Genomic DNA, 12,706 nt, shown 5'->3' with positions numbered 1-12,706 from the left:
CGTCCGCGGACGGCTCGGTCACGTGCGCGAGAGCGGGGCCGCGGTATCCGGGTCGGGCGTCGGGTCCGGGGTGTCCTCGCCGTCGTCGTCGCGGCCCCACCCGCAGTACGGGCACCACGGCTCGACGCGCCGGTGCAGCACCGTCAGGGCCATGGTGCCGAGGGGCAGCAGGAGCACGAGGTCGCCCCACCCGGGCCGGACCAGCAGGCCCGCCGCCACGCCGACGGCCGCGGCGACGACGAGGACCACGATGCCGGCCGTGGTGGTCGCGGAGTGGAAGAGACGCAGCCAGCGACGACGGCGCTCGACGACCTGGGCGGGGTCCGCCGGGCTCTCGGCGATGCAGCGCAGGCACAGCCGGTCGTCGTGGGCGAGGGTGAACAGCTGGACGACGATGAAGACCAGCACCGCCCCCAGGGACACGAGGCTCGCGTCGCGCAGGTCGGAGAACCCGGCGACGATCGCCACGACGATCAGCGGGCCCCCGACCACCAGCGGGTGGTGGGCGATCGCGGCGCGGAAGCGGACGAGCGCCGAGTCGCGGCCCTCGTCGTCGTGACTGCCCGCCCGGGGGTCCCCGTCGTGTGTGTGCCGATCCACTCCGCGACCCCTTCCGACTGGTGAAGGCAGCGTATGGCGCGATCGGCCGACCCGCGACCACCCACCCCGGATCGGCCGCGATCGGCCTCGATCGGCGGAGGGATCCGGCCCCGCTCAGCCGCGGGCCACCAGGAGCGGCACCCGTTGCTCGGCGGAGGTCAGCGACCCGTGGTGGCCGATGAGGGCGGTCTCCCGCGGCTCGTTCCGCGAGCGCACCAGGGTCCAGTTGCCGCGGGCGGCCGCCACCACGTCGCCGATGCGACCGCGGGCGACGTCGGTGACGGTGGGGCCGAACCACCCGTTCTCGACGGCCTCCTCGCGGGACACGACCCACGCGGCGTCGGCCAGTTCGGCCCGCCAGGCGGCGAGGACGTCGGCGGCCGCCCCGGCGCGGGCGTGCACGTGGCGGACCCGCGTCTCGCCGGCGAGGCGCCGCACCCCGGTCAACAGGGTCGGGGTGTGGTCGAGGTCGACCTGCCAGCCGCGGTCGGTGGCGATCATGCCGTGGTCGGCCACGACCAGGAGCACCGCGCCGGGGCGGAGGGACTCCGCGATCGCGGCGACGAGCCGGTCCACCACCTGCAACTGCATCCGCCACGGCAGGGACCCCGGGCCGTGCCGGTGGCCGATCGTGTCGAGGTCGCCGTGGTAGGCGTAGACGAGGGCGCGCTCCTCGGCCTCGACGGCGAGCCCGTGCAGCATCTCCGCGGCGAGGTCGCCGAGGGCGGAGACCCCGTGGAAGCGGCCGCCCCGCAGGGCGGCCCGGGTCAGTCCGGACCGTCGCTGGACCTCCGGCGCCACCTGCGTCACCGCGACGCCCGCCCGCAGCGCCCGCTGCAGCACCGTCGGCACCGGCTGGACCTGCTCGGGCGGCAGGTCGGCCAGCAGGTCGACCGGGTCGGTCGCCCCGTGCGCGCACCAGCGCAGGGTGTTCAGGACGACGTCGGGCTCCGCGTCCGGCTCGGCGAGCGGCGGGACACCCATCGAGTAGCCCTCGATGCCGTGCGCTCCCGGCGTCAGCCCGGTGCCGAGCGAGGTCAGGCTGACCGCGGTGGTGGCCGGGAAGCAGGCCGTGAGCCCGCGGGAGGAGGTCCCGCGGGCCAGGTCGAGCAGGGCCGGCGCGTCGTGCGGGTGGGCGGCGAGCAGGTCGGCTCCCAGCCCGTCGACCAGCAGGACCCCGGCGGCGGTGACGTCGTCGGGGTGCCGGGCGACGCCGAGGGTGTCGGTGAAGCCCGGCACCTCCAGCGCCGCCGCCATCGACGGCATCACCTCGGCGAGCGTGCCGTGTCCGTAGGCGGGGAGGAACGGCCGCTCCGTCATGGCGGGTGAGCCTAGGAGGTGCCTCCGGCTCGTGAGCAGTAAAGGTCGGTATCACGACCTCTCCTGCTCACCGGCGCGGAGCGCACCTACGTGGACGACACCGCCTCCGGCGTCGTGGACTCCGGCACCCGGGTGGCGTGGTAGTCCTCGCCGCGGGTGTGGTCGGCGCCCTCGCGCGTCCCGGTGGCGCGCAGGACGAGGGTGACCAGGGCGGCCACCACGAGGTTGCCGATCAGCGCCACGGCGCCCACGTAGATCTGCACCTTGGAGCCGTCGAACGGCGTCCAGCCGAAGAGGTCCAGCTTGCCCAGCGCGAGCGCGGAGCCCCCGAAGTGCTGCTTGCCGTTCACCGGGTTGGGGATGCCGTAGAGCATGATCATCCCCCAGATCAGGCCGACCGCCCAGCCCGCGAACAGTGCCCACCGGTGGAACCAGCGGGTGTAGAGCGCGATGGCCACCGCGGGCAGGGTCTGCAGGATGATCACGCCGCCGATGAGCTGCAGGTCCACCGAGAACTGCGGATCCACCACGACGATGAACAGCACGGCGCCGACCTTGACGACGAGCGAGGCGAGCTTGGCCTGCCGGGCCTCGTCCTTCGGGGTGGCGTCCCGGCGCAGGAACTCCTTGTAGATGTTGCGGGTCCACAGGTTGGCCGCGGCGATCGACATGATCGCGGCGGGGACCAGGGCACCCACGCCGATCGCGGCGAAGGCGACGCCCGCGAACCACGACGGGAACTGGCCCGCGAACAGGGCCGGGACGATCGTGTTCGAGTCCGGCCGCCCGGTGGAGCCGTTGACGATCGGCTTCGTGCCGGCCGCGATCGCGACGTAGCCGAGCAGCGCGAGCAGGGCCAGCAGGAACGAGTAGGCCGGCAGCGCGGTCATGTTCCGGCGGATGGTGGCCCGGCTCGACGAGGACAGCACGCCGGTGATCGAGTGCGGGTAGAGGAACAGCGCCAGCGCCGACCCGAGGGCGAGCGTCGCGTACTGCAGCTGGTTGTTCGCCGTCAGCAGCGTCGACCCCGACGCCTGGCCGGTCGCCGGGGAGGGCTGCGCGAGCTTGGCCGCTCCCGCGTCGATGATCGCGCCGAAGCCACCCAGCTTGATCGGCAGGTAGATGATCGCGACGAGGATGACGATGTAGATCAGGACGTCCTTGACCACCGCGATCAGCGCCGGCGCCCGCAGCCCGGACTGGTAGGTGTACGCGGCGAGCACGACGAAGGCGACGAACAGCGGCGCGTGGCCCCAGAACCCGGACCCGTTCAGCCCGATGGTGCGCAGCACCGCCTCGAGCCCGGCGAGCTGCAGGGCGATGTAGGGCATCGTCGCGACGATCCCGGTCACGGCGATGGCGAGCGCCAGCAGCGGCGAGTCGTAGCGGCCGCGGACGAAGTCGGCCGGGGTCACGTAGCCGTGCACCCGCGAGACCGACCAGAGCCGCAGCAGCGGCAGCATGACCAGCGGGAACGCGATGATCGTGTAGGGCACCGCGTAGAAGCCCAGGGCACCGGAGGAGAACAGCAGCGCCGGGATCGCGACGAAGGTGTAGGCGGTGTAGAGGTCACCGCCGAGCAGGAACCACGTGACCCACGAGCCGAACTTCCGCCCGCCGAGGCCCCACTCGTCGAGGTGCTCGAGGTCGTCGGCCCGCCGCCAGCGGCTGGCCATGAACCCCAGGACCGCGACGGCCAGGAAGAGCAGCAGGAAGACGACCAGCTGGACGATCTGCGCGCCGGTCACCGGTCCCCCTCCTCGTCGTCGTGCCGCGTGGCGAGGTGGACCGCGAGGGTGCAGATGATGCCGATCGGGATCACCGCGATCTGGAACCAGTAGAAGAAGGGCAGCCCGAACAGCTCCGGGTCCTTCGCGTTGAACAGCGGCGTGATCAGGCTGACGAGCGGGACGAGCAGGAGCAGGTTCCAGGCCCGGAAACGGAAGTGGGGCCTCGCGGGGGCGGGGTCCGGGGTGTCCCGGTCCGCGACGGAAGACGACATCGGCGATCCTTGCGGGGCGTACTCGTTCGGTGGACGCGCGGATGTTAGGCGCGCGTACAGGTACGCACCAGAGGTCTCACGGCTGGGAGGCCTCTTCTGTCCCGGATGTCCGGTTCCGCTTCCGACGTCGGGTCTCGCGCCAGACGAGCACGCCCGCGACGACCACCACGATGGGCACCGGACCCCAGGCGAGGTAGCGGGCGACGGTCTCCAGCGACAGGGCGAAGACGTAGCCGAGCAGCACGCAGCCGCCGCCCCAGAGGACGCCGCCGACGGCGTTCCACGGCAGGAAGGTGCGCAGGTAGGGCATCCGCGCCATGCCGGCCATGCCCGGGACGAGGGCGCGCAGGAGAGCGACGCCGCGGCCGAGGAGCACGGCCTTCCCGCCGTGGCGGTTGAGGAAGTCCTCGGTCTCCTTCCAGCGGTGCTCGCCGACGAACCGGCCGACGCGCGACGCCCGGATCCCGGGGCCGGCGAGCCGTCCGACCTCGTAGCCCACGGAGTCGCCCGCGATCGCGCACAGGATGGCGACGACGATCATCGGGACCAGGCCGATGATCCCCTCGTGGGCCGCGAACCCGGCGACGAGCAGGGCGGTCTCGCCGGGGAGCACCACGCCCACCAGCACGGCGGCCTCGGCGAAGGCGAGCCCGCCCGCGATGACGTAGAGCCAGGGCCCGACGCTCTCGCCGATGCCGCGCAGGTACTCGAGCACCCGATCATCGTGCCCCAGCCGCGCGGCCCCGGCGTCGGGAACGCACAGCCCGGACATGCGTGAGGGGAACCCTCGGGCGCTCTCGTGGCCCGAGGGTTCCCCTCACGTGTACTGGATCAGGCGGAGAGCCGCTGCTTGAGAGCCTCGAGCTCGTCGCGCATGGAGGTCGGCAGGGCGTCGCCGATCTTGTCGAACCACTCCTCGATGAGGGGCAGCTCCTCGCGCCACTCGTCGAGGTCGACGCGCAGCGACGCCTCGATGTCCTCGCGCGGCTCGGTGAGCCCCTCGAGGTCGATCTGGTCGGCGCTGGGCACGTGACCGATGGCCGTCTCGGTGGCGGCGGCCGTGCCCTCGAGGCGCTGGATGATCCACTTGAGGACGCGGCTGTTCTCGCCGAATCCGGGCCACAGGAAACGGTTGTCCTCGCCCCGGCGGAACCAGTTGACGTAGAAGATCTTCGGCAGCTTGGTCACGTCGGCGCTCTTGCCCACGTTCACCCAGTGCTGGAAGTAGTCGCCGACGTTGTAGCCGAGGAACGGCAGCATGGCCATCGGGTCGCGGCGGACCTGGCCCTTGCCGCCCTTCGCCGCGGCGGTCATCTCGCTGGACATGGTGGCGCCCATGAAGGTGCCGTGCTGCCAGTCGAACGACTCGGTGACCAGCGGGATGGTCGTCTTGCGGCGACCGCCGAAGAGGATCGCCGAGATCGGCACGCCCTGCGGGTCCTCCCACTCCGAGGCGACGACCGGGCACTGGGAGATCGGCACGGTGTACCGCGAGTTCGGGTGGGCGGCCGGCTTGGCGGACGCGGGGGTCCACTCGTCGCCGGTCCAGGAGGTGAGGTGCTGGGGGTCGCCCTCCAGGCCCTCCCACCAGACGTCGCCGTCGTCGGTCAGCGCGACGTTGGTGAACAGCGCGTTCCCGTGCTCGATGGTGCGCATCGCGTTCGGGTTGGTGTTCCAGTTGGTGCCGGGCGCGACGCCGAAGAAGCCGAACTCGGGGTTGACCGCGTAGAGGCGGCCGTCCTCGCCGAAGCGCATCCAGGCGATGTCGTCGCCGACGGTCTCGGCCCGCCAGCCCGGGACGGTGGGCTGCAGCATCGCGAGGTTCGTCTTGCCGCAGGCCGAGGGGAACGCGGCCGCGACGTAGTAGGCCTGGTCCTCCGGGCTGATCAGCTTGAGGATCAGCATGTGCTCGGCGAGCCAGCCCTCGTCGCGCGCCATCACCGAGGCGATGCGCAGCGCGTAGCACTTCTTGCCCAGCAGGGCGTTGCCGCCGTAGCCGGAGCCGAAGCTCCAGATCTCCCGGGTGTCCGGGAAGTGGCTGATGTACTTCGTCTCGTTGCAGGGCCACTGCACGTCGGCCTGGCCGGGCTCGAGCGGCGCGCCGAGGGAGTGCAGCGCCGGCACCCACTCGGTGTCGCTCTCCTCGAGGCGAGCCTGCACCTCGGCGCCCATGCGCGTCATGATGTGCATGGAGACCACGACGTAGGGGCTGTCGGAGATCTCGACGCCCAGCTTCGGGGACTCGGCGTTCGTCGGGCCCATGCAGAACGGGATGACGAACATCGTCCGACCACGCATGCACCCGCGGTACAGCTCGGTCATGGTGGCCTTCATCTCGGCCGGGTCCATCCAGTTGTTCGTGACCCCGGCGTCCTTGGGGTCGGCCGAACAGATGAAGGTGCGCTCCTCGACGCGGGCGACGTCGTCGGGGTCGGACGCGGCGTGGAACGAGTTCGGCTTCTTCTCCGGGTCGAGCCGGGTGAAGGTGCCGGCCTCCACGAGCTCGTCGGTGAGTCGCGTCCACTCCTCCGGCGAACCGTCGCACCACACCACCCGATCCGGCGTGGTGAGCTCAGCGACCTCGGCCACCCAGTCCAGCACCTCTCGGCGCTGCAGCGGCGGGTTGTCGAGCCCAGGGATGGTCGGTGCGGCCGTCATGCGTCGTGTCACTCCTCGTTCGCCGGTCAGTGTCGAGCGACGACCAGGGGTCGTCACGCAACGGGGTCACGGCCTGAGCGCACCGGCACGCGGCAGTCGGGCGGCCGATACACCTCGCCGTGTGGCCCCGTCGGAGTACTTCGACGTTAACGACAGATGTTGCACACGGAACCGCCACGAGGTGTTCGAGGCACCACTTCCACGATCAAGCTGAACGATTCAGGCTCTCAGGGCCCTGACCAGGGCTGGAAGCACCTCACCGAGAGGTGACGCGAGCCGCACCCGGGCGAGATCGTCCGCCCGGCTCGGCCCGGCGGTCACGATGGCGACCGGCGTCCCCGCCCGGGTGGCGGCCCGGGCGAACCGGAGCCCGGACATCACGGCGAGTGACGACCCCAGGACCACCAGGGAGCGCGCCTGCGCCACCAGGTCGAAGCACCGGTCGACCCGGGGCCGCGGGACGGACTCGCCGAAGAACACGACGTCGGGCTTGAGCGGACCGTCACCGCAGGCGGGGCAGTCGATCATCGTGAAGGCGGCCTCGAGCTCCGGGGGCAGCTCGACGTCGCCGTCCGGGTTGACCTGGGTCTCGCGCAGCCCCGAGACGGCCGTGTCGAACCCCCGGTTGACCCGCGCGAGCTCGGCCTGGACCACGGCCCGGTCGAGCTCCACGCGGCACGCGAGGCACACCACCCGGGCCAGCGCGCCGTGCAGCTCCACGACGTCCCGCGCCCCGCCGGCCTGGTGCAGCCCGTCGACGTTCTGGGTGATCACGCTCTCGACCAGCCCGCAGCGCTGGAGCGCGGCCACGGCCTCGTGCGCGGGGTTGGGGCGGGCCCGGTCGATCTGCGGCCACCCGACGTGGCTCCGCGCCCAGTACCGGTGGCGGGCCGCCGGGTCGTGCACGAACGCCTCGTAGGTCATCGGGGTGTGCCTGCGCGCCGCGCTGGAGGGGCCGCGGTAGTCCGGGATGCCGGAGTCGGTCGACAACCCGGCCCCGGAGAGCACACAGACCCCGCCGGCGCCCACGAGCGCGGCGAGGTCGTTGACCCCGCCGCGGACCGGCACCTCGGCGTCCCAGCTCTCCTGCAGCACCGAGCCGGGGTAACGCATGACGACCTTGCCCACGGGTTCCATGGTGCCCCCGCCGGACGGGTGGGGTCAGGCGAGACCGGAGCGCGGGCGCGCGAACACGCGCAGGACCGCCACGATCACCGCACCGATGACGAGCCACGCGATCGCGGGGATCCCGTAGGAGAGGATCAGCTGGACGGTCGGGCTTCCCACCTCGAAGAGGTTGGCGAGGCCGAGGGTCAGCGAGTCCGCCGCGTTCGCCACGAACTGCGTCAGCCCGTTGTCGGGGTTCGCGCCGAGGAGCTCGAGCACGACGTGCACGACGAGGATCGCGGCGAAGAGCCCGGTGACGAACCGGACGATCCCGGCCACGAGGCCGAGCAGGCCGCGGGCCGCGCCCGTGACGGGGTTGCCGGAGCGGGGACGGCGGTCGAGATCGGCCATACCCGAGGTGTTCCCGTTCCGTCCCCGTGTTGCGCGTCGGTCCCGTCACGACTCGGTCACGGGGAGGACCCCGTGTGCGTCGCGTGGATCAGCGGTTACTCCTCCGCGTGCCCACCACGCCTGCACTCCCCACCCGTCACCGCTCGGTCTGGCTCGACCGCGACCTGCCCTCGTACCCCACGCTGCACGGCGACCTCCGCGTGGACGTCGCCGTGGTCGGCGGCGGCATCACCGGCCTGACCACCGCCGTCGCGCTGCATCGCGCGGGCTGCACGGTCGCGGTGCTGGAGGCCCGGCACCTCGGGGCCGTCGCCAGCGGGAACACGACGGCGAAGGTGTCGGTGCTGCAGGGCACCCGCGCCTCGACGCTCGCGCAACGGCACCCGCAGGACGTCGTCGACGCCTACGTGGCCGCGCACTCCGCGGGCCTGGACTGGCTCGCGGCCCGCGCCGCGGGCGTCGACTGCGGCTTCGAGCGTGCTCCCGCGGTCACCTTCTCGACGGCGGGTCGGGACTCCGCCGGCGCCCGGGCGGTCCGCGCCGAGGCGGACGCCCTGCGGGCCGCGGGCCTGCCCGCCACCCTCGACGCCGACCAGGACCTGCCGTTCGCGGTCTCGGAGGCGGTGGTGCTCGCCGACCAGGCCCAGTTCGACCCGGTGCCCTACCTGCACGACCTCGCCCGCGAGCTCGTCGACGCGGGGCAGTCGGTCTTCGAGGGGACCCGCGTGCGGTCGGTCTCGTTGGGCGCCTCGTTCGGGGCCACGCCCGAGCTGCGGACCCCGCACGGCCGGGTGCTCGCGGACCGGGTGGTGCTGGCGACCGGCATCCCGGTGCTCGACCGCGGGCTCTACTTCGCCCGGATGGAGCCGGCCCGCTCCTACGCGCAGGCGATGCGGGTGCGCGACGCCGACACCCTGCCGGGCGGGATGTACCTCTCGGCGGACTCGCCGACGGTGTCGATCCGCACCGTCGTCGTGGACGGCGAGCGCCTGCTGCAGACCGGCGGGTTCGGTCACCGGGTCGGCACCGACACGCCCATGGCCCACCACGAGAGCGACCTCGCGACCTGGTCCGCCCGGCACTGGCCGGTCGACGGGATCACCCACCGCTGGTCCGCGCAGGACTACGAGCCCGAGGACGGCCTGCCGTTCGTCGGGCCGATGCCGCTGCAGCCGCGCGTGCTGGTGGCCACCGGGTTCGCGAAGTGGGGCATGACCGGCGGAACCGCGGCCGGGCTCGCCCTGGCCGACCACGTCGTCGGCCGCGACAACCCGTGGGCGCCGACCTTCGCCGCCGACCGGGCGCCGAAGCTGAACTCGGTCCCGTCGTTGGCGAGCTTCAACGGACAGGTCGCGAAGTACCTGGCGACCGGCTGGGTCAAGCCCGACCTGCCGTCCCGACAGCCCCTCGCGGAGGGCGAGGGCCGGGTCGAGACCACGCCGCGCGGCAAGGTCGGACGCTGCCGGGTGGGCGGTGTGGAGCACGAGGTCGGCGCGGTGTGCCCGCACCTCGGCGGCATCCTGGCGTGGAACGACGCGGCGGCGAGCTGGGACTGCCCGCTGCACGGGTCGCGCTTCGCCCCCGACGGCGAGGTGCTCGAGGGACCGGTCACCGAGGGCCTCGGCGCGCCGCCCGGGCTGACCCGGGTCGTCGCCCCGCGCCGGTGAGTCAGCTGGCCTGCGACACCGACGACATGTTGAAGTCCGGGATGCGCAGGGGCGGCATGGCCACGCGGGTGAACCAGTCCTTCCACTCGCGCGGCAGGGTCCGCTCGGTCGCGCCGGCTTCGGTGGCACGGCGGACGAGGTCGAGCGGCGACTCGTTGAACCGGAAGTTGTTCACCTCGCCCACCACCTCGCCGTCCTCGACGAGATAGACGCCGTCGCGGGTCAGCCCGGTGAGCAGCATCGTCTCCGGGTCGACCTCGCGCATGTACCAGAGGCAGGTCAGCAGCAGCCCCCGACGTGTGGTGGCGACGAGGTCGGACAGCGACGCGTCGGACCCGCCGGTGAGCAGGAGGTTGTCCGACGGCGGGGCGAACCGGGCGCCGTACTCGGCCGCCGCCGCGCGGGGATAGGCGAGCTCGGCGACGGCGCCGTCGCGCAGCCACTCCACGCGGCGGGTGCTCGCGCCGTTGTCGAACACCGACACCTCGTCGCCGGACGACGTCGTCGCGAGGACCGGCTCGTAGCGCAGCGTCGGGAAGCCGGGCGCGTCCGGGTCGCCGGCCAGGGTGAGCGGCAGGGTGGTCAGCTGCTCGCCGACCCGAGTGCCGCCGGCCCGCGACAACGCGCTGCGGCCCTCCTGGGCGGGCCGGCCGCCCATCGACCACGCCAGGTAGATCATGAAGTCGCTGACCGCGGACGGCGGCAGGATCGTCTCGTAGCGGCCGGGGTCGAGCGCGATCCGGCGCCGCCCCCAGGCCAGCCGTCCGCGCAGGTCGCCGAGGATCGCGGGCAGGTCGACGTCGGCGAAGTCGCGCGTCGAGGTGCCGCCCCACACCGAGCTCCCCGACGACGGGTCCTTGAGGTTGACCTCGACCGCCCCCGCGGGTTCGGTCCAGCACCGTCGCACCCCGGCGGAGGTGGCGAGCCAGGTGGTGGTGACGTGGTGGTCGGCGAAGCCCGCGCTGCGGTCGGTCCCGAAGGAGTCCCCGAGCGCGGCGGCGAGGTCGCCGAACACGCCGACGGAGGTCTCCGCGGCCGGGACGTCGAAGGGGTCTGCCGGTCCGGTGGGCGGCGGCAGCTCCGCGGCGTCCCGCGAGGCGCCGGAGTCCTCCGCCGCGCGGACGGCGGCCCGCACCGCGTCGGTGAGCCGCGCGTCGGCCTCCGCGCCGCCCGCGAGCAGCGAGTCCGGGGCCGACACGCGGACCACGCCGGCCCCCGTGCCCCCGCCCGCGAGCGGGACGAGCAGCACCAGCCCGAGCGTGCGGTCGGTGGTCGCCCCGTTCGTCGTCATGGTGGAGTTCGCCCAGCGCAGCACCACCTCGCTGGTCTCGCGCAGGAGGACCGCGGCGCCCGCGTCGGGGCGGACGCGGCCCGCGGTCTCCAGGGCGCGTTCGACCAGGTTCATCGGGTGCCCTCGCTCGCGGTGTTGAGGACCTGGATGCCCCGGAAGAGGGCGGACGGGCACCCGTGGCTGACCGGCGCCACCTGACCGGGCTGCGCCTTCCCGCACGTGAACGCCCCGCCCAGTCGCCAGGTGGAGGGCCCGCCGACGGCCTCGAGCGCGCCCCAGAAGTCGGTCGTGGTGGCCTGGTAGGCGACGTCGCGGACCTGGCCGGCGAGCTCGCCGCCGCGGATCCGGTAGAACCGCTGCCCGGTGAACTGGAAGTTGTAGCGCTGCATGTCGATCGACCAGGACCGGTCGCCCACCACGTAGATCCCGTCGTCCACCCCCGCGATCAGGTCGGCGGTGGCGACGTCGTCGGCGGCGGGCGCGAGGGACACGTTGGCCATCCGCTGCAGCGGCACGTGCTCGGCGGAGTCGGCGTAGGCGCAGCCGTTGGACCGCTCGAGCCCGAGGCGCGGCGCGAAGGACCGGTCGACCTGGTAGCCGACGAGGACGCCGTCGCGGATGAGGTCGAACTCGCCCGTCGCCACCCCGTCGTCGTCCCAGCCGACGGAGGCGAGCCCGTGCGGCACGGTCCGGTCGCCGGTGACCTGCAGGACCTCGCTGCCGTAGCGCAGGGTGCCGAGCAGGTCGGGGGTGGCGAAGCTGGTGCCCGCGTAGTTGGCCTCGTAGCCGATCGCGCGGTCGTACTCGGTGGCGTGCCCGATCGACTCGTGGATCACCAGCCACAGGTTCGTGGGGTCGATGACGAGGTCGGCGGGGCCCGCGTCGACGCTCGGGGCGCGGAGCTTCTCCGCGAGCAGCTCGGGGAGCTCCGCGAGCTCGGCGTCCCAGTCCCACCCGGTGCCGGTGAGGTACTCCCAGCCGCGCCCGACCGGCGGGGCCACCGTGCGCAGCGACTCGAAGCCGCCGGCCTCCCGGTCCACCGCGGTGACGCTCACCCCGGGGTCGACGCGGACCCGCTGCTGGGTGGTGACGGTGCCGGCGAGGTCGGCGTAGAAGGTCTGCTCCTTGACCTCCAGGCAGCTCGCCTCGACGTGGTCGACGCCGGGCGCGGCGAGCAGCCGTGTGGAGCGCTGGGCGAGGAGCCCGATGCGGTCGCCCTCGGGCACGTCGAAGGGGTCGCGCTCGTAGTCCGAGACCCAGGTGACGTCCGCGTGCACCGGCTCGGGGGCGAGCTCGACGGCCTCGCGGGCGACCGCGGCCAGGGTCGTCGCGACCTCCAGCGCCCGGCGAGCGGTGGCCGCCGCGGTGGTGGGCGTGACGTCGACGTGGGCGGCGAACCCCCACACCCCGCGGCGGAGCACCCGGACGGCGAGTCCCATCCGGTCGGTGTCCGAGGAACTCACCACGCGCGCGTCCCGCAGCTCCAGCGCGCGGCTGCGCAGGCGGTGGACCCGGACGTCGGCGTGCTCGGCCCCGGCATCGCGCGCCACCTGCAGGGCGGCGTCGGCCACGGCCCGCAGCGGGAGGGCGAGGAAGTCCGGGTCGACGGGGCGCGCACCGGTGCTCACGCGGCGACGGTAGCGGCCCGGG

11 protein-coding genes are annotated in these 12,706 nt (G+C 73.4%); 1 reads left to right on the top strand and 10 read right to left on the bottom strand.

The genetic code is table 11. The features are described 5' to 3' along the window. Nucleotides 1–18: 18 nt before the first annotated feature. The 8 genes from BJ983_RS21305 to BJ983_RS21270 all read right to left on the bottom strand — a co-directional run bounded on the left by BJ983_RS21305 (nucleotide 19) and on the right by BJ983_RS21270 (nucleotide 8,098). Entirely contained in the window at nucleotides 19–600 is a 582-nt protein-coding gene (locus BJ983_RS21305; RefSeq protein ID WP_179795647.1) for a hypothetical protein, read from the bottom strand. A gap of 114 nt (nucleotides 601–714) precedes the next feature. After that, entirely contained in the window at nucleotides 715–1,920 is a 1,206-nt protein-coding gene (locus BJ983_RS21300; protein ID WP_179795646.1) for an alkaline phosphatase family protein, read from the bottom strand. 86 nt (nucleotides 1,921–2,006) lie between these two features. After that, the gene (gene mctP / locus BJ983_RS21295; protein ID WP_179795645.1) at nucleotides 2,007–3,668 is read right to left on the bottom strand and encodes a monocarboxylate uptake permease MctP; all 1,662 of its coding nucleotides are present in this window, start codon (nucleotides 3,666–3,668) and stop codon (nucleotides 2,007–2,009) included. Then, the gene (locus tag BJ983_RS21290; protein ID WP_179795644.1) at nucleotides 3,665–3,922 is read right to left on the bottom strand and encodes a DUF3311 domain-containing protein; all 258 of its coding nucleotides are present in this window, start codon (nucleotides 3,920–3,922) and stop codon (nucleotides 3,665–3,667) included. The genes mctP and BJ983_RS21290 overlap by 4 nt, the downstream gene beginning before the upstream one ends. 76 nt (nucleotides 3,923–3,998) lie before the next feature. Then, a complete protein-coding gene (locus BJ983_RS21285; RefSeq protein ID WP_179795643.1) occupies nucleotides 3,999–4,694 on the bottom strand; it encodes a DedA family protein in 696 nt (231 codons plus the stop codon). 59 nt (nucleotides 4,695–4,753) lie between these two features. Beyond that, nucleotides 4,754–6,580, bottom strand: coding sequence for a phosphoenolpyruvate carboxykinase (GTP) (locus tag BJ983_RS21280; protein ID WP_179795642.1), 1,827 nt, complete (start codon nucleotides 6,578–6,580; stop codon nucleotides 4,754–4,756). Nucleotides 6,581–6,799: 219 nt separating this feature from the next. Next, entirely contained in the window at nucleotides 6,800–7,693 is an 894-nt protein-coding gene (locus BJ983_RS21275) for a Sir2 family NAD-dependent protein deacetylase (protein ID WP_179798093.1), read from the bottom strand. Between the two features lie 48 nt (nucleotides 7,694–7,741). Next, complete coding sequence (locus tag BJ983_RS21270; protein ID WP_179795641.1) at nucleotides 7,742–8,098, bottom strand: hypothetical protein; 357 nt, start codon at nucleotides 8,096–8,098, stop codon at nucleotides 7,742–7,744. A 107-nt stretch (nucleotides 8,099–8,205) separates the two neighbouring features. Between BJ983_RS21270 and BJ983_RS21265 the strand changes: the two genes are divergently transcribed. Then, nucleotides 8,206–9,765 (top strand): FAD-dependent oxidoreductase, encoded by a 1,560-nt coding sequence (locus BJ983_RS21265; protein ID WP_179795640.1) that lies wholly within the window; start codon nucleotides 8,206–8,208, stop codon nucleotides 9,763–9,765. 1 nt (nucleotide 9,766) lies between these two features. Here the strand turns inward: BJ983_RS21265 and BJ983_RS21260 are convergent, their stop codons facing one another. Continuing rightward, complete coding sequence (locus BJ983_RS21260; RefSeq protein ID WP_179795639.1) at nucleotides 9,767–11,170, bottom strand: metallopeptidase TldD-related protein; 1,404 nt, start codon at nucleotides 11,168–11,170, stop codon at nucleotides 9,767–9,769. Beyond that, on the bottom strand, nucleotides 11,167–12,684 hold the full coding sequence (locus BJ983_RS21255) for a metallopeptidase TldD-related protein (RefSeq protein WP_179795638.1): 1,518 nt from the start codon (nucleotides 12,682–12,684) through the stop codon (nucleotides 11,167–11,169). Before BJ983_RS21255 ends, BJ983_RS21260 begins: the two co-directional genes overlap by 4 nt. Between the last annotated feature and the right edge of the window lie 22 nt (nucleotides 12,685–12,706).

The organism is Actinomycetospora corticicola (assembly GCF_013409505.1).
Lineage (GTDB): Bacteria > Actinomycetota > Actinomycetes > Mycobacteriales > Pseudonocardiaceae > Actinomycetospora > Actinomycetospora corticicola.
Note: the sequence above shows the minus strand (reverse complement) of the source record. Positions and strands in the feature narration are given on the sequence as shown.

Excerpts from the sequence above, each read along its gene's own strand:
- BJ983_RS21300 (WP_179795646.1), bottom strand. The coding sequence starts at position 1,920 with ATGACGGAGCGGCCGTTCCTCCCCGCCTACGGACACGGCACGCTCGCC.
- BJ983_RS21290 (WP_179795644.1), bottom strand. The coding sequence starts at position 3,922 with ATGTCGTCTTCCGTCGCGGACCGGGACACCCCGGACCCCGCCCCCGCG.
- BJ983_RS21285 (WP_179795643.1), bottom strand. The coding sequence starts at position 4,694 with ATGTCCGGGCTGTGCGTTCCCGACGCCGGGGCCGCGCGGCTGGGGCAC.
- BJ983_RS21280 (WP_179795642.1), bottom strand. The coding sequence starts at position 6,580 with ATGACGGCCGCACCGACCATCCCTGGGCTCGACAACCCGCCGCTGCAG.
- BJ983_RS21275 (WP_179798093.1), bottom strand. The coding sequence starts at position 7,693 with ATGCGTTACCCCGGCTCGGTGCTGCAGGAGAGCTGGGACGCCGAGGTG.
- BJ983_RS21270 (WP_179795641.1), bottom strand. The coding sequence starts at position 8,098 with ATGGCCGATCTCGACCGCCGTCCCCGCTCCGGCAACCCCGTCACGGGC.
- BJ983_RS21260 (WP_179795639.1), bottom strand. The coding sequence starts at position 11,170 with ATGAACCTGGTCGAACGCGCCCTGGAGACCGCGGGCCGCGTCCGCCCC.